This is a genomic window from Nocardioides gilvus, from assembly GCF_003194605.1.
GTDB lineage: Bacteria > Actinomycetota > Actinomycetes > Propionibacteriales > Nocardioidaceae > Nocardioides > Nocardioides gilvus.
This window is the reverse complement of the sequence record NZ_QHKY01000002.1, coordinates 641,717-661,463: the sequence shown is the minus strand read 5'-3', so window position 1 is coordinate 661,463 and position 19,747 is coordinate 641,717. Positions and strand designations below refer to the sequence as shown.

Annotated in this window: 19 protein-coding genes and 1 tRNA gene; 7 read left to right on the top strand and 13 right to left on the bottom strand. The window is 69.8% G+C overall.

Annotation, left to right across the window (positions count from 1 at the left end; all coding sequences use genetic code 11):
* Window positions 1-298: 298 nt before the first annotated feature.
* Genes DNK52_RS08490 through DNK52_RS08480 form a run of 3 tightly spaced genes read right to left on the bottom strand, consistent with a single transcriptional unit; the run spans window position 299 to window position 3,312 of the window.
* The gene (locus DNK52_RS08490) at window positions 299-1,339 is read right to left on the bottom strand and encodes a glutathione synthetase (RefSeq protein WP_110240513.1); all 1,041 of its coding nucleotides are present in this window, start codon (window positions 1,337-1,339) and stop codon (window positions 299-301) included.
* 1 nt (window position 1,340) lies between these two features.
* Complete coding sequence (locus DNK52_RS08485; RefSeq protein WP_110240512.1) at window positions 1,341-2,525, bottom strand: peptidase MATCAP family protein; 1,185 nt, start codon at window positions 2,523-2,525, stop codon at window positions 1,341-1,343.
* Window position 2,526: 1 nt separating this feature from the next.
* A complete protein-coding gene (locus DNK52_RS08480) occupies window positions 2,527-3,312 on the bottom strand; it encodes an N-formylglutamate amidohydrolase (RefSeq protein ID WP_110240511.1) in 786 nt (261 codons plus the stop codon).
* A gap of 119 nt (window positions 3,313-3,431) precedes the next feature.
* Here DNK52_RS08480 and DNK52_RS08475 point away from each other — a divergent pair, with 119 nt between their 5' ends.
* Both DNK52_RS08475 and thpR read left to right on the top strand, forming a co-directional pair.
* The gene (locus tag DNK52_RS08475) at window positions 3,432-4,166 is read left to right on the top strand and encodes a VIT1/CCC1 transporter family protein (protein ID WP_204163446.1); all 735 of its coding nucleotides are present in this window, start codon (window positions 3,432-3,434) and stop codon (window positions 4,164-4,166) included.
* Between the two features lie 91 nt (window positions 4,167-4,257).
* Complete coding sequence (gene thpR / locus DNK52_RS08470) at window positions 4,258-4,821, top strand: RNA 2',3'-cyclic phosphodiesterase (protein WP_110240510.1); 564 nt, start codon at window positions 4,258-4,260, stop codon at window positions 4,819-4,821.
* Window positions 4,822-4,927: 106 nt separating this feature from the next.
* Here the strand turns inward: thpR and pntB are convergent, their stop codons facing one another.
* The 3 genes from pntB to upp form a co-directional block, all read right to left on the bottom strand.
* Window positions 4,928-6,412 carry a Re/Si-specific NAD(P)(+) transhydrogenase subunit beta gene (gene pntB, locus DNK52_RS08465; protein ID WP_110240509.1) on the bottom strand — a complete coding sequence of 495 codons (1,485 nt, stop codon included), beginning with the start codon at window positions 6,410-6,412 and terminating at the stop codon, window positions 4,928-4,930.
* 3 nt (window positions 6,413-6,415) lie between these two features.
* Entirely contained in the window at window positions 6,416-7,945 is a 1,530-nt protein-coding gene (locus tag DNK52_RS08460; RefSeq protein ID WP_110240508.1) for a Re/Si-specific NAD(P)(+) transhydrogenase subunit alpha, read from the bottom strand.
* Window positions 7,946-8,090: 145 nt separating this feature from the next.
* Window positions 8,091-8,732 (bottom strand): uracil phosphoribosyltransferase, encoded by a 642-nt coding sequence (gene upp / locus DNK52_RS08455; RefSeq protein ID WP_110240507.1) that lies wholly within the window; start codon window positions 8,730-8,732, stop codon window positions 8,091-8,093.
* A gap of 155 nt (window positions 8,733-8,887) precedes the next feature.
* Here upp and DNK52_RS08450 point away from each other — a divergent pair, with 155 nt between their 5' ends.
* Window positions 8,888-9,382: a tRNA adenosine deaminase-associated protein gene (locus DNK52_RS08450; protein ID WP_110240506.1), complete on the top strand. Its 495-nt coding sequence runs from the start codon at window positions 8,888-8,890 to the stop codon at window positions 9,380-9,382.
* A gap of 2 nt (window positions 9,383-9,384) precedes the next feature.
* Window positions 9,385-9,846, top strand: a complete 462-nt coding sequence (tadA, locus tag DNK52_RS08445; protein WP_420812347.1) for a tRNA adenosine(34) deaminase TadA — start codon at window positions 9,385-9,387, stop codon at window positions 9,844-9,846.
* Window positions 9,847-9,900: 54 nt separating this feature from the next.
* On the opposite strand, the gene DNK52_RS08440 is transcribed toward tadA, so the two are convergent.
* On the bottom strand, window positions 9,901-10,245 hold the full coding sequence (locus DNK52_RS08440) for a hypothetical protein (protein WP_110240504.1): 345 nt from the start codon (window positions 10,243-10,245) through the stop codon (window positions 9,901-9,903).
* 95 nt (window positions 10,246-10,340) lie between these two features.
* Between DNK52_RS08440 and DNK52_RS08435 the strand changes: the two genes are divergently transcribed.
* A tRNA-Ser gene (locus tag DNK52_RS08435) sits at window positions 10,341-10,430 on the top strand.
* A gap of 91 nt (window positions 10,431-10,521) precedes the next feature.
* Here the strand turns inward: DNK52_RS08435 and DNK52_RS08430 are convergent.
* The 6 genes from DNK52_RS08430 to DNK52_RS08405 all read right to left on the bottom strand — a co-directional run bounded on the left by DNK52_RS08430 (window position 10,522) and on the right by DNK52_RS08405 (window position 18,027).
* Complete coding sequence (locus DNK52_RS08430; protein WP_110240503.1) at window positions 10,522-11,715, bottom strand: matrixin family metalloprotease; 1,194 nt, start codon at window positions 11,713-11,715, stop codon at window positions 10,522-10,524.
* A 156-nt stretch (window positions 11,716-11,871) separates the two neighbouring features.
* On the bottom strand, window positions 11,872-12,912 hold the full coding sequence (locus DNK52_RS08425) for a CAP domain-containing protein (RefSeq protein ID WP_162598693.1): 1,041 nt from the start codon (window positions 12,910-12,912) through the stop codon (window positions 11,872-11,874).
* Window positions 12,913-13,018: 106 nt separating this feature from the next.
* On the bottom strand, window positions 13,019-15,295 hold the full coding sequence (locus DNK52_RS08420; protein WP_110240501.1) for an SCO7613 C-terminal domain-containing membrane protein: 2,277 nt from the start codon (window positions 15,293-15,295) through the stop codon (window positions 13,019-13,021).
* A 101-nt stretch (window positions 15,296-15,396) separates the two neighbouring features.
* Window positions 15,397-15,633, bottom strand: a complete 237-nt coding sequence (locus DNK52_RS08415) for a biotin/lipoyl-binding carrier protein (RefSeq protein ID WP_110240500.1) — start codon at window positions 15,631-15,633, stop codon at window positions 15,397-15,399.
* Window positions 15,634-15,687: 54 nt separating this feature from the next.
* The gene (locus DNK52_RS08410; protein WP_110240499.1) at window positions 15,688-17,187 is read right to left on the bottom strand and encodes a hypothetical protein; all 1,500 of its coding nucleotides are present in this window, start codon (window positions 17,185-17,187) and stop codon (window positions 15,688-15,690) included.
* 9 nt (window positions 17,188-17,196) lie between these two features.
* Window positions 17,197-18,027 carry a carbon-nitrogen hydrolase family protein gene (locus tag DNK52_RS08405; RefSeq protein ID WP_110240498.1) on the bottom strand — a complete coding sequence of 277 codons (831 nt, stop codon included), beginning with the start codon at window positions 18,025-18,027 and terminating at the stop codon, window positions 17,197-17,199.
* A gap of 27 nt (window positions 18,028-18,054) precedes the next feature.
* Between DNK52_RS08405 and mobA the strand changes: the two genes are divergently transcribed.
* A complete protein-coding gene (mobA, locus tag DNK52_RS08400) occupies window positions 18,055-18,669 on the top strand; it encodes a molybdenum cofactor guanylyltransferase (RefSeq protein ID WP_110240497.1) in 615 nt (204 codons plus the stop codon).
* 10 nt (window positions 18,670-18,679) lie between these two features.
* On the top strand, window positions 18,680-19,660 hold the full coding sequence (locus tag DNK52_RS08395) for an NAD(P)H-quinone oxidoreductase (RefSeq protein WP_110240496.1): 981 nt from the start codon (window positions 18,680-18,682) through the stop codon (window positions 19,658-19,660).
* The last annotated feature ends 87 nt before the right edge of the window (window positions 19,661-19,747 follow it).

The following is a 19,747-nucleotide window of genomic DNA, read 5'->3' as shown; positions in this document are numbered from 1 at the left end:
CGGGCGATGAGAAGAGTCGCAGAACGGGGCTGGATCGCCACAGGCGACCGCATCTTGGACCAGGGCTGCCGGAACGGTCCACCAAGAGGAGGCGATCCCGCGCCACACGCACTCGACGCGCTGACGCGCATCATGAAGATGCTCATCGGTCGTGACCTGGGTCTGTGACCCGGAGCGACTGACGAGCGAAGGCGTCAGAGACCCCATCAGGGTGGTCTCTGACCCGATCCCCCCTTTGTGGGGAGACTTTCAGGCACGTGGTGCCTGAAAGTCTCCCCGCAGTCGTCTCCGACCAGGCTCAGCCGGTCGCCAGGCTCCGGTTGTCGATCTCCGGGTAGTGCCGACGCATCCAGACCTTGCGCTCGAGCTCCTCGATGATCCGCGGTGCGTAGTCGACGCCGTTGAGCTCACTGGCGCTCCCTAGCCCGCCGGGGCTGAAGACGTTGATCTCCATCAGCTTGTCCCCGACGATGTCGAGCCCGACCAGGAACATGCCGTCGGTGACCAACTTCGGCCGTACCACCTCGACCAGCTCGCGCATCTCGTCGGTGACGGTGACCTTGACCGCCTTGCCGCCAGCCGACATGTTGGAGCGGATGTCATTGCTCTTGTTGGTGCGGCGGAAGGCGGCGTACGTGCCGTCGACTTCGAGCGGACGTCCGTTCATCACGAAGAGACGTACGTCGCCGTTGACCGCGTCGGGCAGGTACTCCTGCGCCACCACGTAGCCGTCGCGCCCGATCGCCTCGATGATCTGGTTGAGGTTGGGCGACTCCTTGCGGTCGATCAGGAAGACCCCGGCGCCGCCCGAGCCCTGCAGCGGCTTGAGGACGGCCTTGCCGCCCAACTCGTCGATGAAGTCGGAGATCAACGCTTCGTCGCGGGAGATCAGGGTCCGCGGACGTACGACCTCGGGGAAGTGCTGGAAGTAGGCCTTCGACAGGGCGTTCGCCAGGGTGGTCGGGTCGTTGACGACGAGCACGCCAGTGCTGGCGATGAGCTGCCCGAACGCGACGCCCGCGTTGTTGGCCCAGGGCGCCGAGTCGGCGTCGTCGGCCGGGTCGTAGCGGAGCATGACGACGTCAAACTCCTCCAGGCCGATCGACTGCTCGACGTCAGGTCGCTGCAGGTCGGCCAGGTGCTTCTTCAGTGACCGGTACGTCTTGGCCTCTCCGGTAGTGGCCTTCACCGTGAGTGACCCGTCCGGTTGGTAGGAGAAGTCGCCGATGCCCATCACCCAGGCTTCGTGACCCATCTGCCGGGCAGTCATCGCGAGCCGGTTGGTGGTGTAGTACTCCTGCTCGGTCTCGATTGCGTTGACCACGAATCCGATCTTCAAATCACTGTCCTCCTACTAGTTGGCTGAGGTCCTCGATCCCGCAGGCCCGCCCGAGGCGGTCCATCGAGCGGGGGTCGTCGAGGTAGCGCGGCAGCAGCCGCGGTGGGGCCAGGGCGTCGCGTTCGGCGAGCTCGGCGATCAGGGGCAGGTCCTGCAGCGAGAACTTGCCTCGCCACAACAGGTCGAGGTCGCCGTCGTCGGCGAGGTGGGCGAGCAGGTCGACCACGCCGCGCAGGTAGATGGCGTCCTTCGTCGTCCCACCGGAGCGATAGATCCGCATCACCGTGGTGAAGGCACTTCCCTGCGGCACGCCGCTGTCGACGAGTGCCTGGAACGCGTCGGAGAACGACGCGCCGTCGACCATCCGGTGCACGGTGAGCACACGGTCGGCGAGCTGACGCAACCGGAAGGGTGTGAGCCCGCCGCACGCCACCTCCCCGAGCACCGCGAGTCCTTCCTGGGTCTCGTCGTAGCCGGCCAGTCCGGTGCCGAGCACCTTGATCGGCTGGGCGCTGCCGTTGACGTGGGTGACCAGGTGCGTACCGACCTCGTGGTGCAGCAGTGCGGCGGCGCGCTGGCGCTGCACGACGCTCTCCGGGCCGATCAGGAGCGTGTCACCCGAGACCATGACGCCGTTGACGTCGGGGCGGATCTCGGCGTGCATCTCGATCCCAGCCGCCTGTTCCCGGTAGTGGGCGATCTCGTCGAGGGCCAGCGCCAGGAACTCCTCGGCGTCCAACGGGTCAGAGGTGCCCTCGACCCAGCCGATCCCGGCGAGCACCCGCTCGGCGTGGTCACGCAGCGACGGCGAGACACCGCCGTACAGCTCGATGCTCAGCGCGAGGAAGTCGTCGGTGTCGCGGGCCCGCAGCATCTCCAGCTGCAGTCCCAGCTCGCGGTGCTTGGCGCGCAGCAGGTGGCCGAGCGTGCGGTCCTCGACGGCGGAGACGTCGATGCCGGCGAGCTGCTCGGCCAGCACGTCGGGCTCGTCCGACAGCTCGCGATAGGTGAAGACGGGGTTGAGCACGTGCTCCTCGAGGAATTCCTCCTTCACCTCCTCGCCGTCGACGGGAGTGATGTGGAGCAGGAAGCTGAAGCTCTCCGAGATCTGCGCGAGGGCTCGGTCGACCGCGAGGTCGGCGGGCGAGAACGCAGGGGCGGGCGAGGTCGAACCGGTGTCGCCCACGTCAGCTCAGCTCAGCGAGGGACTTCTCGAGCACCGGCAGGGTCGCGGCCAGGGCCGTACGCAACTCGTCGAGGTGCACCTCGTCGACATCACCGGTCCACTCGTCCATCCAGGTCTTCTTGAACTCCAGAGCCAGTACGCAGCCCACCTTCGGGTAGCGCTCGTGGACGAACCACGCCAGCGCGCGTCCCTTGAAGGCGACGTTCTCGCGGGCGTCGAGGGGACGACCCTGCACGACCTGGGAGGAGAGCTCTTCGCGGAAGGCGTCGACAAGAGGACCGAACCGGTCCTGGTCCACGCTGCCGGTGCCGATGTTGACCTCGGGGTGCTCCTCGGCCGAGGCAGGCTCGGCGTCTCCGCCGTCGCGACGGTGGTTGTAGGAATGCACGTCGAGCACGACGAAGGGACCGCGTTCGGCGATGGGGTCGAGGCGGCGAGCGAGGGCGGCGTACACCTCGTCGTAGACCGCGAGGCTCCCCTCGGTGAGGTCGTCGGCCAGCGGCGGGTCGCGCCACACGTCAAGGCCCCAGCAGTCATCGGGCTCGCGGTAGACGGCCTCCTCGCGGGGTCGGTTGAGGTCCACCTCGAAACGGGAGCGGAAGGTGAGCATCCTGCTTGCCACCACGGCCGCGATCCGGTCGGTGTGCGGGTCCTCCTCCCGCAGGCGGGTGGCCTCGTCGAGGATCATCTCGTTCTGGAGCTCGGGGCGGACCTCGTGGCCGGCGTGTACCGAGGTGGCCACGACCGGGCCGTCCCAGGGGCCCACGAACTGAAAGGTGTCATCCATCCGCGTCGTCTACCCGGTCGATCGCCACTTCAATCAGGACCACCATCGCCGCGAGCGACCCGAGCCAGCCCAGCCTCTCCTTCGTTGCGAGGGCCCGACGCCAGGAGCAGGATCACGCCATGAGCTTCGAGATCGGTACCGACGAAGACCCCAAGCACTTCCATGACCAGATGAACGGTCAGGTCGCCGGACGCCTCAACTGGCTGCGGGCAGCGGTGCTGGGAGCGAACGACGGGATCATCTCAACCGCCGGGGTGGTGGTGGGTGTGGCGGGTGCGACCACGGACCAGCCGACCATCCTCCTGGCGGGAGTGGCGGCACTGACCGCCGGCGCGATCAGCATGGCTGCGGGTGAGTACGTCTCGGTGAGCACCCAGCGCGACTCCGAGAAGTCGATCCTGGCGATGGAGGCCACCGAGCTGGAGCAGATGCCGGAGACCGAGCTGGCTGAACTGGTGAAGATGCTTCAGGAGAAGGGGATGAGTGCACCCACCGCCCAGGTCGTCGCCGACGAACTGACCGCGCACGACGCGTTGCGGGCGCACGCAGAGGTGGAGTTCGGCATCGACCCCGACGAGTTGACCAACCCGTGGCACGCGGCCTGGGCCTCGATGATCGCCTTCACCCTGGGCGCGCTGGTGCCGCTGATCGTCCTGGCCTTCCTGCCCTCGGTCGTACGTCTCCCGCTCACCGTCGCCGTGGTCGCCGTCGCCCTGGCGCTGACCGGCGCGACCAGCGCTCATCTCGGCTACAGTCCGAAGGTCCCCGCCGTGCTGCGCAACGTCGTCGGAGGGTTGTTGGCGATGGGGATCACCTACCTGGTCGGCATGGCGTTCGGCACGCAGTTGGGCTGAGGCGGCCCGCCAGCCGGGACGTCATCAGCAGAGGTCGCCCCGACGACCGTTCACGATGACGTCCCATCGGGTGGCGCGCCAGAATGACCCCATGCGCTGTTTCGTCGCAGTCCAGCCGCCCGCCGAGGTGACCGAGCACCTGGACGAGTTCCTGGAGCCGCGCCGCGCCGTGGCCCCGTTCCGCTGGTCCGCGCCCGAGCAGGTGCACCTGACGCTGGCGTTCATCGCAGACCTGGCCGAGCGGCACCTCGACGACCTCGTCGAACGCCTGGAGCATGCGGCGTCGTGCCGGCGCCCGGTGACGACCGCCATCACCGGGGGCGGTGCGTTCCCCCACGTGGTCGGCGCGAGAGTCGTCTGGGCGGGTCTCGCCCTCGACGAGGACGACGCGCTGGAGGTACGCCGGATGGCCGACGGCGCGCGGGCGGCGGCGAACCGCGTCGGGGGCAAGGTCGACGGACAGCGCTTCCGACCCCATCTGACCGTGGCGCGCTGCGGGCGCCCGACCGAGGTCACCGACTGGGTACGACTGCTGGACGCCTACCGCGGGCCGGAGTGGACGATCGACTCGTACGCACTCGTCGAGTCACACCTGGGCGAGGGGCCCCGGCGCCGCCCCCGGTACGAAGTGGTTGCGGAGTTCCCGGTCGGCTGAATCGACGTCAACCACCACAACGACAACGGCGGACGTCATCACCACTGGTCGCCGGGGCAACCTCGGGTGATGACGTCCGCCGATGGGGGCGTACGCCTGACTCAGGTCAGTCGAGAGCCTTCAGGATGGCCTCGACACGATCCTTCGCGTCGCCGAAGAGCATCCGGCTGTTCTCCTTGAAGAAGAGCGGGTTCTGGACGCCGGCGTAACCGGTGGCCATCGACCGCTTGAAGATGATGACCTCCTTGGCGTTCCAGACCTCGAGCACCGGCATGCCGGCGATCGGGGAGTCGGGCTCCTCGATCGCTGCCGGGTTGACGGTGTCGTTGGCCCCGATGACCAGGACGACGTCGGTGTTCGGGAGGTCGTCGTTGATCTCGTCCATCTCGAGCACGATGTCGTACGGCACCTTGGCCTCGGCCAGCAGCACGTTCATGTGACCCGGCAGACGACCGGCGACGGGGTGGATGCCGAAGCGCACCTCGACGCCCTTCTCCTGCAGCTTGCGGGTCAGCTCGGCGACCGGGTACTGCGCCTGCGCCACCGCCATGCCGTAGCCGGGCGTGATCACCACGGTCGACGCGCCCGCGAGGATGTCTGCGGCCTCGTCGGCCATCACCTCGCGGTGCTCGCCGTAGTCGCGGGCCTCGCCGGTCGAGCCACCGTCGGAGCCGAAGCCACCGGCGATCACGGAGACGAACGAACGGTTCATCGCCTTGCACATGATGTAGCTGAGGATCGCACCGGAGGAACCGACGAGCGCACCCACGATGATCAGCAGGTTGTTGCCGAGCATGAAGCCCGCTGCGGCCGCGGCCCAACCCGAGTACGAGTTGAGCATCGAGACCACGACCGGCATGTCGCCGCCGCCGATGGCCGCCACCAGGTGGAAGCCCAGGAAGAGCGCCAGCGCGGTCATGACGATCAACGGGACGGCGCCGATGAACTCGGACCCGCCCGCGGAGTTCATGAACCAGATCATCAGGACCAGCGAGATCACGATGACGGCCAGGTTGAGCCAGTGACGGGCCGGCAGGACCACCGGGGCCGACTTCATCTTGGCGCTCAGCTTGAGATTGGCCACGATCGACCCGGTGAAGGTGACCGCACCGATGAAGACGCCCAGGAAGATCTCGACACCGTGTGCCGCGTCGAGCTCCTGCGGGGCCGCGAGGTAGGTGTTGAAACCGACGAGCACGGCGGCCAGACCCACGAAGGAGTGCAGCAGCGCGATCAGCTCGGGCATACCGGTCATCTCGACCGTCTTGGCCTTCTGGGCACCGATCACGGCGCCGATGGCGATCGGCACGAGGATCAGCAGGAGCGTGATCCAGACGCCACGACCCAGATTCTCGTCGTCACCGACGAGGGCAGTGAGCTCCTCGATCTCGGCGATGAGCTGCTGCTCACGCAGGGCGAGCAGGATCGTGGCGACCAGGGCGATCGCCATGCCGACTATGCCGGCCTGGTTGCCGCGTCGGGCCGTCTCGTGCTTGGAGAGACCGGCGAGCGCTGCGATGAAGCAGATACCGGCAATGACGTACGCGCCCTGGATCAGGCCGTAGAGCTTGTCAGAGGTCAGGAAGTCCATGGTTCAGTCCTTCCTGAACATCTCGAGCATGCGCACGGTCACCAGGAAGCCACCGAAGATGTTGATGCTGGCGACCAGGATCGCGACCACCGACAGGAGCGTCACCAGGAGGTTCGGGCTCCCGACCTGCAGGATCCCGCCCACCAGGATGATCCCGGAGATGGCGTTCGTCTCAGCCATCAGCGGCGTGTGCAGAGCGTGGGCGACGTTGGAGATCACGTAGTAACCCACGAAGACCGACAACATCAGCACGGTCAGCTGCTGGAGCAGCTGGTCACCCATGAACATCGCCAGCACACCGAAGAGCACGGCACCGCCAGCTGCGGCGTACACCTTGGTCATCGGGTTGGCCGGCTTCTTGGGCTCCGCCGGGGCGACCGCGGCAGGCGCGGCTGCGGCGGGCGCCGCAGAGACCTGTACGGGCGGCGGCGGCCACATCGACTCGCCGTCGAGGGTGACCGTGATGCCACGCTGGACGACGTCGTCGAAGTCCAGGGTGAGCTGACCGTCCTTGCCGGGCGTCAGCAGCTTGAGCAGGTTGACGATGTTGGTGCCGTAGAGCTGGCTGGTCTGGGCAGCCAGGCGGCCCGCGAGGTCGGTGTAGCCGAGGATCACGACGCCGTTGTCGGTCACCGTCCGCTCACCGGTCACGGTCAGGGCTGCGTTGCCACCGTTGGCGGCGGCCATGTCGACGATGACACTTCCGCCACGCATCGCGGCAATGGTCTCGGCGGTGATCAGCTTGGGCGCGGGGCGGCCCGGGATCAGCGCGGTGGTGATGACGATGTCGGCGTTGCGCGCCTCCTCGTCGTACATCAGGGCGGTCGCGGCCTCCTGCTCGGCCGTCATCTCACGGGCATAGCCGTCGGAGGAGACCTCGCTCTTCATGTCGACCTTGACGAACTCGGCGCCCATCGACTCGACCTGCTCGGCCACCTCGGGACGTACGTCGAACGCACGCACCACGGCACCCATCGCGGAGGCCGCACCGATCGCGGCGAGACCGGCGACGCCGGCACCGACCACGAAGACCCGGGCCGGAGCGGTCTTGCCCGCCGCCGTGACCTGTCCGGTGAACATCCGGCCGAACTCGTTGGCGGCCTCGATGACCGCGCGGTAGCCGGCGACGTTGGCCATCGACGACAGCACGTCCATGGACTGCGCGCGCGAGATGCGCGGCACGGCGTCCATGGCCAGCGCGGTGAGGCCGGCGTCGGTGAACTTGTCGATCAGCTCGGGGTTGCGGGCAGGCGCCATGATCGAGATGACCGTGGCCCCCCGACGCATCTGGCCGATCTCCTCGTCGGTGGGAGCGTTGACCTTGACGACGACGTCGCTGGACCAGGCCGTGGCACGATCGACGACCGTGATGCCAGCCTCTTCGTACACGTGGTCGGGCTGGTCGGCAGCCTGTCCGGCGTCGCTCTCGACGACGACCTCGTAACCGAGCTTGACCAACTGGTCAGCCGTCTTGGCTGTTGCCGCGACGAGTGATTCGCCGGGCCACGCTTCCCGGGGGATCCCGATGCGCACAACTACCTCCTGATTAGGGCTCGCCCCACCCCCGTAAGAGGGTGTGGGTGTCGCAAAGTTACCCGCCTCGGCGCGGGGGCCGGACAGGGTCTCACGCCCTGACTCCCGGGGCGGTGATCCAGCGCTCCCCGCGGCGGGGACGCGGTCAGTGGGCCAGGCCGTAGAGGCGGTCTCCGGCGTCGCCGAGACCGGGCACGATGTAGCCCTTCTCGTTGAGGTGGGAGTCCATCGCAGCGGTGACCACGGTCACCGGCACGGACAGGCCATCGAGCTCCTCGACGAGCCGCTCGCAGCCCTCGGGTGCAACCAGCAGACAGATGGCGATGATGTCGTCGGCGCCGCGCTCAACGAGGAAACGGATCGCCTCCGCGAGGGTCGCGCCGGTGGCCAGCATCGGGTCGAGCACGTAGACCTGACGTCCGGAGAGGTCCTCGGGGAGGCGCTCGGCGTACGTCGTGACCGCCAGGGTCTCCTCGTTGCGCACCATCCCGAGGAAGCCGACCTCCGCGGTGGGCAACAGACGGACCATGCCGTCGAGCATGCCCAGGCCGGCCCTCAGGATCGGCACCACCAGCGGCGTGGGGGTGCTCAGCCTCACGCCCGTGGTGGGGGCCACCGGAGTGTCGATCTCGACCTCACTGACCCGGACCCCACGGGTGGCCTCGTAGGCCAGCAGGGTCACGAGCTCGTCGGCGAGACGCCGGAAGGTCGGGGAGTCGGTGTGCACGTTGCGCAGCGTGGTGAGTTTGTGGGCAACGAGCGGGTGATCGACGACCTGGATGCGCATGGAAGGACCTTAGTCGAGATCCCACCGGTTTCCCCTCCCGAGAAGCACGGGAGGGCTTGGTTTACCGGACCCTTCCGTGGCACGCTGGCCGCGTCACCGCCAGGAGCAGCCGGGCGGTGTCATGCAGCGAGGCAATTCCCCGGAAGGGCGTGGCGATGTCCGGACTGGACGACGACTCGGACGAGGGCGGCATCGACTTCGCCGTGGCTGCCCACCGCTCCGACGGTGGTTGGTCGCTCGCCGAGATCACCGACACCACCCTGGCTTCGGTCGAGACCCTCGCGCACGGGTTGCGCCGCTTCCCCGGTGAGGGCGGTGCCCTGGCCATGGTCGCGATCGACGACGACTTCTTCGTGCTCGTACGCGTCGAGGGGCACGCCACCCGCGTGCTGCTCTCCGACGTCACCGCCGCCGAGGAGTGGGAGTTGGCCGAGTCGGTCATCGAGTTCCTCGGTCTCCCCGACCCCGAGGACGACGACGACGGACCGGCCGGCGACCTGGGTGTGGTGGCCGATCTCGGCATGTCGGCCGTCGACATGGCCGTCCTGCTCGACGACGACCTCTACCCCGACGAGATGCTCGCCGAGATCGCTGCCCAGTTGGGGTTCGGCCCCGAGTTCGACGACGTCGTCGGCCTCGACACCGTCTGATCGTGGGGGCGCACGACTGGGTCGCAGCAATGCGACTCGCCCTCGCGGAGGCCGATCTGGCCCGCGCGACCGACGACGTACCGATCGGTGCCGTGGTCCTGGACGAGGCCGGCGTGGTCATCGGTGCCGGGCGCAACGTGCGTGAGGCCGAGCACGATCCCACCGGGCATGCCGAGGTGGTGGCCCTGCGCCGGGCGGCTGCCGCGCGGGGCGAGTGGCGGCTCAGCGGCTGCACGCTCGTCGTCACCCTGGAGCCGTGCACCATGTGCGCCGGCGCCATCGTGCTGTCGCGCCTCGACCGGTTGGTCTTCGGGGCGTACGACGAGAAGGCCGGCGCGGTCGGCTCCTTGTGGGACGTCGTACGGGACCGGCGGCTCAACCACCGGCCCGAGGTGCTCTCCGGGGTGCTGGCCGCGGAGTCGACCCAGCGGCTCGACGACTTCTTCCGCACGCACCGCGTCTGAGGCGTACGGCCGGGTCTGCGGCTCAGCCCAGCGCAGCTCAGCCGAGTCTGCTGCTCAGCCCAGACGCTCGGGAGGCCCTTCGCGGCGTACGGAGTCGATGACGATGACGGCCAGGTCCGGCTCGGTCTCCCGGTGCTGTCGCGCCAGGGTGAGGACGTCGTCGATCGCGTCTTCCAAGGAGTGCACCGACGAGTCCTCGCGCAGGCCACGGGTGCGGGCGATGATCGCGCCCGCGAGCGCCGGGGAGATCTCGTCATGGGAGTACGCCAGGTCGGTCGCGATCCTGACCCGCTCGCGCGCGGCTTCGATCCGGCGCGTGGAGGTGGCCTGACCCCGGGAGAGCACGAAGACCATCGTCACCAGCGAGGCGATCACCACCACCAGCAGGAAGATCGTCATGTCTGCCAGCCTAACGAGAACGACCCACGCGCTCGACCCAGCGCTCTGGTGATCCGATTGTGAGCCCGCGGAGCAGGTCCGGTAACGTTCGTCGCGGTGACGTGTCCGAGCGGCCTAAGGAGAACGCCTCGAAAGCGTTTGTGGGTGCAAGTCCACCGAGGGTTCAAATCCCTCCGTCACCGCCAGCCGTGAAGCCCCGTCCACTGGACGGGGCTTCACGCATTTGTCACCGGTCCCGGCCTGCGGCCTCTCGGCCGATCAGGATCGCCCGCACCGTCACAGGCACCCCTGCTCCGAGCCCACGGCGCGCATCCCGGCCAGGTCGCCCGCGCCCATCCGATAGCCCTTGGGCGTGACGTAGGGGTGCATGAGCTGGGTGTCCTGGCTTGCGTGCCCCAGGCCCACGGCGTGCATCAACTCGTGCTGCATGACCACACCTGCCGGGTAGGGGTAGAGGTTGCGCGTGGCGTCCAGACCGGGCGCGAACGCGTAGTCCAGGGTGAGGTCGATGCTTGACTCGAAGATCTCGTAACCCGTGGGACGCACGTAGAACCGGGTGTTGGCCACACCGAGGGTGCCTCCCCCCAGACTCTTCCACTGCACCTTGATCTCGGCGGCCGGCTCCATCACGGCGTCATCCGGGTTGACCCCGACGTAGCGGAACCGAAGACCCGACACCTTCGAGACCCGGTCGAACGACTTCTTCATGTCGCGCAGCGAACCGGCGTAGGAACCGGTGGGGTTGTAGTCCCACGTGATCACGTCGCAAGGGTTCCAGCGAGGATCACCCACCGCAGAGATCGTGGTCCAGTCCCACGCCGCTCCGGCCGGGGTCGGGCTGAAGGGGTTCCACGGGTCGGCGACGTGGTCGTGCTCGTCGTAGGGCCCGGGCGCCACCGGCGCGGGGAAGGGTGTCGGCGCGCGGGTGGGGGTCGGGGTGGGCGTCGGCGCGGCCTTCGGCTTGGCGACCACCTTCACCCGCAGCGCGGGGGACGTGTACCTCTTCGCGACCACCCTGCGCTTGTTCTTCACCGCCGGAGCCACGAGGCGATAGGCCACGGTGCCGGTCCGGGTGCGCTTGGCGATGAACGTGACGCGCTTCTTCGCGCCCACCTTCCTCGCAGCGGCGCTCTTCCACGTGCGCCCCGTCTTCAGCTGCAGGACCACCTTGCGCTTGCCCCCGACCTTCCTGGCCCACGGCACCGAACCGGTCACGGTGAACCTCTGCGCCTGCTGCACGCTCCGGGGGCCGGTGAAGGTCTGCTTCCCCTTCTTCTTGGTCTGCACGTTTCTGCGCAGGGCCTTGGAAGCGGCGTCGACGAACGTACGCTCCCCGTACGTCGGGGGAGACGAGACCACGGGAGCGTCGGAGGCAGCTGCTCCCACCGGGACGCCCGCCACCAGCGCGACGCCACTCAGACCCACCACGCCCGCCAGAACACCGGCCACGCTCACACGCCACTTCACCACGGCTACCGACCTTCACTGTGTCCACCGCTGGGGCGCGGCTCGCGGTCGCCCTCGGCGGACAACTGGGGGCATTCTCCCACCGTGAGGGTCATCGCGGGGCGAGATGGCAACTCGCCTGCCAGGCCGGTCAGTCGCGAGCCCGACTGAGGCAGTCGTTCAGGAGTTGAAGCCGAAGACGGCGACGACGTACCAGCCGTGGGTGGCGTCGCCCTTGGCCACTCCGACGGAGAGGACGCGGTCGCTGCCGAAGTCATCGAGCAGGACCTCGTCGTGCATCCAGGCGTCCTTCCAGGCCTGCAGGACCTTGTCGGCGACCTCCTGAGGAGTCGCACCCTCTTCCCAGTCGATGGCTTCCTGGGTGTGGGCCGGAGCCTGGCCGGGGCAGGCCTCGGAGCTGGAGACAACGCCGAAGTCGTTCCACTCGGACGAGACGGAGTGGGCAAAGATGTTGCTCTCGGCCATCTCGGCGGCGAAACCGTCGGCCCACTGCGACAGGCACTCGTTGGTGCCGACGGGGTCGGTGGCGTTGCTGGCGTCGCGGTAGGCGCGCACACCCGCGTCGACAGCAGCGCGCACCTCAGCGGCGAAGACCTCGTCCGGGTCAGGGGCGGGCGTCTCGACGGGCCCGGGGGTGGCCGGAGCAGGCACTTCCACGGGCGGGACCACCGGGCCGGGCGTCTCCACCCTCGGGGGGACCACCGGAGCGGGCCGCGGACGGACCGCGACGACCCTGCTCACCACGCGGCGACTCTTCAACTTGCGGTGGGTGCGCTTGGAACCCTTGTCGCGACCCAGGTGCCGGGCGTTGCTCTTCACCTTCGGCGCCGTGCGGGCGACGACCCGCAAGGAGCGCGGCGTCGTCGACTCGACGGCGTACGTGAAGGAGAACTTGCCTTTGCGGGTGCGGGTCACCGCCACCTTGCGCCAGACGCCCCGGTCGGATCGGAGCTGGAGCACCACACGACGCTTCGCGCCCTTCACCCGCCCGGTGAGCTTGACCTTGCTGCCGACGACCGGCTGCGCGGGCGAGACCTTGACCGAGCGGAAGACCTTCGGTGCCGACTTCGTGTGAGCGCCGACGCTCTGCTCCACGACCGCCGGAGCCTGGGCCGACGCGGGGGCCGCGGTCGACACGGCGAGCGCCAGCGCGACCGCGCCGACTCCTGCCCTGATCGCTGTAGCCGCGCGTGACTTCACTTGCTCCCCCGGTCCTTGCCAACACTGCATCGCTCTGCACGCTAATCGCGCACCGAGCAGACCGCGTCCCCGGTTTAGGGCATGTTCCCCAGGGCCGGAACGCAACTCACTGCAGGGCGGAGAACCAGGCGACCGTACGCCGGCCCGCGGCGATCGAACGCTCCCACAGCACGCCCGCGGCAAGCAGCGCAGCACCGGAGCCGATCAGCAGGATCCACCCGTCGACGTACTCCACGATCGGACCGCCCTGGTCGAGGGCGAGCCAGATCAGGGCGACCGCGCCCACGACCACTGGTCCCTGCCAGCGCCACTTGAGGCCGACCAGCAGCACGACCAGCGACAGGACCGTCACCGCGACCAGCCGAACCAGAGGTCCGTCCACCAGAGCGACCCCGAGGCTCGGGAGCAACGCGACCGCCAAGGCCGGGGCCATCGTCAAGAGGGTCGGCGCCGCGTGGTCGCGCCACCACTGGACCGCACCGATGCAGGCGAGCAGGACCACCGCCGGGCCCGTGTAGGCCTCGATCGCTCCGACACCCCGCTCGGCCAGCACGAGAGCGATGCCGACCGTCACGGCGAGCGCACCCGGGTAGGCGACGACGAGACGGCCCGGCAGGGCGGCGTAGGCCAGCAGTGCCGCACCGACGCCGACGAGGACGCAGGCCTGGGTCAGGGCGGTGTGATCGAGGGAGGCCGCGAACGCCACCGTGGCGGCCAGCACGGCGGAGACCAGCGCGATCACCTCGGTCGCTTCGCTGCGACCGTCGAGGGCGGCCATCCGGGAGAGGGCGCCCAGGGCGACCAGCAGCACGCTGACGACCAGGCCAACCACGACCCACACGATCGACTCGGCGTCACGCAGGGCGACGAGCAGCCCGAGGAGGCCGACGACGTGCGCGGCAAGGGTCAGCAGGACCGAGTCGCGGCGTACGGCGGAGACCACCGTGGGCACCAGGAGCGCGAACGCCGGCAGCGCCGGCAGCCACCATGGCGCGAGGCCGGCCTCGTGCGTCCAGGCGACGAGGTCGAGACCTGACTCGGCCCCCTCCTCAGCCAGCAGGTAGCAGAAGAAGAACAGCGCCAGGAGGGACAGGCGGCCGACCCAGGTGAAGAGCCCACCCCAACCCATCGTCCGGGCGGGCTCGGCGAGGTCGTCCTCTCCGTCCTCGCCCCGCACGGCGAGCACCGTCAGGACCGCGCCGAGCACGACGGCGACCACAGCCACGACGGTGCGCGGCAACTCCATCACCGCGATGCCGAGGGCAGCCGCAGCCCCGATGAGCACCAGCAGGCCGAGCCGGGTCATCAGACCGGGCCGGGCGACGACCCACGGGTGACGGCGGGCGGCCAGCAGAAGCGCCGGCAGGACGAGGAGGAGCCCCATCGCGGTGTAGCGCTGGGCCGCGGAGTTGTCGTCGTAGCCGACGCCGACGGCGATCACGAGGTGCCCCGCGAGGGCCACCAGGGCAGAAGCCGCCGCGGGCCACACCAACCACCGCAGGGTGCGAGGGGTGCCCCCGTCGAGACGCACCGCGAACCAGCCGAACGCCAGGCTCACGGCAGCGACCACCAACAGGCCCGCCGAGCCGGCGACCATCGTCAGGTCGGCGGCCACGAAACCGGACCAGGTCGACCACAGCGCCAGCAACAGGGCGGCCGGTCGGTAGACGCTGACCTTGGGGAGGGGCCCGGCGTCGTCACGACGCGGCACGAAACTGTCGAAGCCGAGGAGCAGGGCGCCACCCACCAGTCCGGCGCCGGTCCAGTAGAGGTCACCGGGCAGCGAGTCGAGGCCCGCGAGACCCAGGCCGTGGGCAGCCCACAGGTCGATGACGACGAGGCCGCTGGCGATCACCGCCGCCGTCTCGGCCGCCGCAGGGAGTCGCTTGCGGGTGGCGAAGACCGCTGCAGTGGCGGCGACCCCGGTGAGCGCCACCATGATGGCGGCCTGGCCGACGATCCCGACGAGGAACCAGACCACGGCCACGAAGAAGGCGAGGCCCGAGAGCAGGAGCAGGGCACCGAGGCCGAGCAGGATCTGTTGGCCCGAGAGCGCGGGGCGCGGGGCGGGCTGTGGCGTCGGGACCTGCGCAGACCAAGCCGTCTGTGCCCCCTGCTGGGCCTGTTGCGTGTGTTGGACCTGGGCGACCTCGGCCAGCTCGGCCTCGTCGGGTGGCAGGAGCAGCCGCTGTCGCAGCGCCACCGCCTCGGCCGAGAGTCGCGCCACCTGCTGGTCGACCTGCCACAGCCGGGCCGCCAACGGACCGGTGAGCCGGATCCCGCAGGTCGAGCAGGCCGCCAGGCCGAACGGCAACGCTGCGCGACACTGCGGGCATTGGAACGTCTGCGGAGGCAGGGCGGGAGACGTGTCAGTGGTGCTCATGGGGCCATCCTGCTCCACGCGCAGGCCCGGGGCATGCGCATCGCTACTCAATGGGCACGGGGCCGGGACGACCCGCCCCTGCAGGAGCGGGCGGTCGCGGCTCAGACGGTCAGGGTCAGGGTGAGCAGCACGTCGCCCTCCTGGACGACGTCACCGGCCTCGGCGCGGACCTCGCCGACCACGCCGGGCAGCTCGGCCAGGACCGGGATCTCCATCTTCATCGACTCCAGCAGCACCACCGTGTCGCCGACCGCGACCTCGTCACCGACCGCGACCGGGATCTCGATCACGTTGGCGACCATCTCTGCGGTGATCTCGTACGTCTTGACTCGTGCCATGCGGGCGACGTTAAGGGTTACCGACACGTACCCGAAACGAGCGCGACCGAGCGCTCAGAGAGGTGCGAAGCGACGCGGCTCGGGCCGTACGGCGTGGGCCTCCTCGGCAGCGCGGGCCCGTGCTCCTCGCTGGCCGGTGAGGCGCAGGTCGAGGCGGATCACGACGTAGCCGACGAGCAGGCCGAGGATGACGCTGTACGTGGTCTGCAACCCCGCCTCCACGTAGGAGGTGTCGAGGTTGACGAGGCGTTGGGCCACCGGCAGGGTCGCGGCCGCCCCGAAGGTGCAGACCCACCATCCCTGGCGCCGACGGGCCCGCATGTGCACGCCCCAGACCAGGGCCGGCACGCCCAGCAGGACGGTGATCGGTCGCGGCACCGCACCGATCGTGCTGCGCAGCCACTCGGAGAAGTCCGACCCCGACGACACCATCGTGCTGACCCCGAAGTTCCGCAGCAACTCGGTGTAGACGAGGCTGCCCACCAGCACCACGGTGCCGACGACGACGATCGCCAGACCACGGGTGCCGAGGCCGTGCAGGCCGGCGGCGAAGCGCCAGACCAGGGCGAAGACCACGGCGAAGCCGACGGCGAGGGTGACGTACTCGAAGCGGGTGGTGCTCGCGGACGGCGCGAAGCCGACGGTGGCGAAGGCGCCGACGGAGGAGACCGCCGTGGCGATCACCACTTCTCTCACGGCGTTGAGGAAGTTGCGTGCCGGGACGGTGATCACCACGGCCAGCACACCGCTGACCACGCAGGTCAGGACCGCGGCCCCGCTGCGCAGCACCGCTCCGTCGACCAGGACGGCCACGACTCCGATGACCAGCGCCAGGATCGAGAACAGGACCTGCCGTCCGCCCGTGCGTGCCGTCACCGCCCACGCGTACGTCGTGAGCACCGCCACCGCTCCGGCACCGTCCAGCCAGTTCGGGCCGACATGCAGGGCCGCGGCGCCGAGCAGGACCATGCCGGCGAGCAGGACGAGGCCCCACGCCGTGAGGATCCCCCGGTCGCGCGGCGTCTGACCGCGCGAGACGACCTCGTCGACGGGCGGGTCCTGGGGAAGCTGGGCGGCGACCCAGCCCTCCGGAGCGACGAAGTCCTCGTCGGAGATGGGTGCCTCGTCGATGGGCTCGTCGATGGGCTCGTCGATGGGCTCGCCGACCGGCTCGGTCCCCCGAGGCGGCTCGGGTCTGGGCTCAACCGTCTGGTCGACTGTCGACTCGCCTGTTTCGGCCGGGTGGAACACCACCGCGATGTCCTCGGGCTCCGGCGCCCCGGACGGGGTGGCTGCCCCGCGGGACAGGGCGAGCCGGATGCCGAACGGGTCATCGTCCAGCAGCGGGCGCGACAACGGGTCCGACTCGGGCGTCAGCTCCGGCGGGGTCCCGGAGAGCTCGGCCGACAGGGCGGGTGGGGCCTGGGAACCCTCGGTCGGCTCTCCCTTGCCCGCGATCCGGCGGCCACCGCCCGAACGGGTGCCACGGGTCGCCTTGCGGGTGAACCGCGACTGTTTGGGGGCGGCGCGACGACCGGGGCGTGGTGCAGACACGAGGCGAGGTTACCTTCGCCGGTTGTCCAGCGAGGGGTTGGCGCGGCGCGCCGCCCCGATGGTCTCCCGCTCGAGGACTGCTGTCAGGACCTCCTCGTCGGGCCCGGCCTGCGCGACGACGTCCCCCCAGGGCGAGATCACCGTCGAGTGGCCGGTGTAGCGGGGAGCGGGCTGGCCGACGGCGACCACGTAGACCGTGTTCTCGATGGCCCGGGCGCGCGCCAGGGTGAGCCAGTGGTCGACCTTGCGCTCGCCGGCAACCCAGGCCGCGGGGAGCACGATCACCTCGGCGCCGGCGTCCACCAGGGCGCGGCCCAGCTCGGGGAAGCGGAGGTCGTAACAGGTCATCAGCCCCACCCGGAAGCCCCCGATCTCGACCACCACCGGCTCCCAGCCACCAGCGAGCAGCCGGTCGGACTCCTTGTGGCCGAACGAGTCGTAGAGGTGGATCTTGTCGTACGACGCAGAGCTCTCGCCGCGCACGACCAAGGTGTTGTAGGGCCGCTGGGGGTCCTCGCCGACACGGAACATGCCAGCGACCACACTGACCCCGGCGGCTCGGGCCCCCTCCTCCACCGCGGTGACGAAAGGGCCGTCCAGTGGCTCGGCGAAGGGCGACACGTCGCTGCCCGGCTTGCCGAAGTCTCGGGCGAAGACCTCGGGGAAGACCACCAGCTCCCCGCGCTCGCTCTCCCCGAGCACGTCGGCGAGGCGGGCGCGGTTCGCGGACGGGTCGAGCGAGGCGGCGACCTGCACGAGACGTACGCGCAAGGTCTGCTTCCCCTCGCCCGGCTCCCCCGGCTGGCCGGGGCCGGCAGCTGTGCTGGTCGTGGTGGCCATGACGTCCAGCCTGCCAGACTGACCTGCATGTCACAGCGCAGCGGGTTCTCGGCGGTCATCCTGACCGGCGGCACGGGCCGACGCATGGGCGGCGTCGACAAGGCCGGCCTCGAGGTCGCCGGTCGCCCGATGCTGGTGTGGGCGCTCACCGCGGTCGAGGGTGCCCTGGAGACCGTGGTCGCGGGCCCCGAGGTCACCGAGCTGCTCGCCGGTCTGCCAGCGGTCACCGAGAGCGACGTCGCGGCATCGATCCGCTTCGTACGCGAACATCCGGCGGGCGGTGGGCCTGCAGCCGGGCTGCTGGCCGCGCGCGACGCCCTCACCGCCCGAGCGCCGTACCTCCTCGTCCTGGCCGTCGACATGCCACGGCTCAGCGCCGCAACCGTGACCCGGCTCCTCGAGGCCGCAGCCGGGCACGATGGCGCCGTGCTCACCGACGCCGACGGCCGTCGTCAGTTGTGCCTGACGGTGGAGACCGCGGCGCTGGACCGCGTACGCCCCGAGGGTGACGCCGCCGGCCTCAGTCTCTTCCGTCTCGTCGCAGAGCTCGACCTGGTCGACGTGGCGCCGATGGCGGACGAGGCATCCGACATCGACACCTGGGACGACCTCACCCGACTGGACCGACCGCCTTCCCACTAGCCTCGAAGGCATGCGCGCCGTCCACGTCACTGAGCCCGGAGGCCCTGAGGTCCTCACCGTCGTCGAGCTGCCTGACCTGATCCCGGGAGCGGGCGAGGTGCTGGTCGAGGTGGCCGCGACCGCGGTCAACAAGGCCGACACCCTGCAGCGCAAGGGCTTCTACCCGCCGCCGCCGGGCGCCAGCGACGTCATCGGGCTCGAGTGCAGCGGTCGCATCGCCGAGCTCGGCGAGGGCGTCACCGGCTGGGCCGTCGGCGACGAGGTCTGTGCCCTGCTCGCCGGGGGTGGCTACGCCTCGCAGGTCGTGGTGCCCGCCGGGCAGTTGATGCCGGTGCCCGAAGGGCTGGACCTCGTCCACGCCGCGGCGCTGCCCGAGGTGGCCGCGACGGTCTGGTCCAACGTCTTCATGACCGCCGGCCTGGAGGCCGGCGAGTCTTTCCTCGTGCACGGCGGCTCCGGCGGCATCGGCACCTTCGCCATCCAGCTGGCGACCGCGTGGGGCGCCAAGGTCTTCACCACCGCCGGCACCGAGGCCAAGCTGGCGGCCTGCGCCGACCTGGGCGCCGACGTGACGATCAACTACCGCGAGGAGGACTACCTCGAGGTGGTCCGTGCTGCCACCGACGGCCGCGGCGTCGACGTCATCCTCGACAACATGGGCGCCAAATACCTCGACACCAACGTCTCCGCCCTCGCGAACGACGGCCGTCTGGTGATCATCGGGATGCAGGGCGGGGTCAAGGCTGAGCTCAACATCTCCAAACTGCTCGCCAATCGTGGCTCGGTGATCGCGACCTCCCTGCGAGCTCGACCGCTCGAGCAGAAGGCCGAGATCTGCGCCGAGCTCGTCGAGCACGTGTGGCCCTTGGTGGCCGACGGGCAGGTCCAGCCGGTCATCCACGAGGTGATGTCCCTCGAGGAGGTCGCCCGCGCCCACGAGCTCGTCGACTCCAGCGCCCACATCGGCAAGGTCGTCCTCACCGTCGCCTGAGGCGCGGGGCGGTCGCCATCAACCCGACACGAGCGCGGACCTCTGCAGTCATCCGGTGACTGCAAACGTCCGGAATGAACGCCTCCG

What these genes read in the sequence shown, in the direction of transcription:
- DNK52_RS08480 (WP_110240511.1), bottom strand. Translation starts at nt 3,312, where the DNA reads ATGGATGACACCTTTCAGTTCGTGGGCCCCTGGGACGGCCCGGTCGTG.
- DNK52_RS08475 (WP_204163446.1), top strand. Translation starts at nt 3,432, where the DNA reads ATGAGCTTCGAGATCGGTACCGACGAAGACCCCAAGCACTTCCATGAC.
- thpR (WP_110240510.1), top strand. Translation starts at nt 4,258, where the DNA reads ATGCGCTGTTTCGTCGCAGTCCAGCCGCCCGCCGAGGTGACCGAGCAC.
- pntB (WP_110240509.1), bottom strand. Translation starts at nt 6,412, where the DNA reads ATGGACTTCCTGACCTCTGACAAGCTCTACGGCCTGATCCAGGGCGCG.
- upp (WP_110240507.1), bottom strand. Translation starts at nt 8,732, where the DNA reads ATGCGCATCCAGGTCGTCGATCACCCGCTCGTTGCCCACAAACTCACC.
- DNK52_RS08450 (WP_110240506.1), top strand. Translation starts at nt 8,888, where the DNA reads ATGTCCGGACTGGACGACGACTCGGACGAGGGCGGCATCGACTTCGCC.
- DNK52_RS08440 (WP_110240504.1), bottom strand. Translation starts at nt 10,245, where the DNA reads ATGACGATCTTCCTGCTGGTGGTGGTGATCGCCTCGCTGGTGACGATG.
- DNK52_RS08420 (WP_110240501.1), bottom strand. Translation starts at nt 15,295, where the DNA reads ATGAGCACCACTGACACGTCTCCCGCCCTGCCTCCGCAGACGTTCCAA.
- DNK52_RS08415 (WP_110240500.1), bottom strand. Translation starts at nt 15,633, where the DNA reads ATGGCACGAGTCAAGACGTACGAGATCACCGCAGAGATGGTCGCCAAC.
- DNK52_RS08405 (WP_110240498.1), bottom strand. Translation starts at nt 18,027, where the DNA reads ATGGCCACCACGACCAGCACAGCTGCCGGCCCCGGCCAGCCGGGGGAG.
- mobA (WP_110240497.1), top strand. Translation starts at nt 18,055, where the DNA reads ATGTCACAGCGCAGCGGGTTCTCGGCGGTCATCCTGACCGGCGGCACG.
- DNK52_RS08395 (WP_110240496.1), top strand. Translation starts at nt 18,680, where the DNA reads ATGCGCGCCGTCCACGTCACTGAGCCCGGAGGCCCTGAGGTCCTCACC.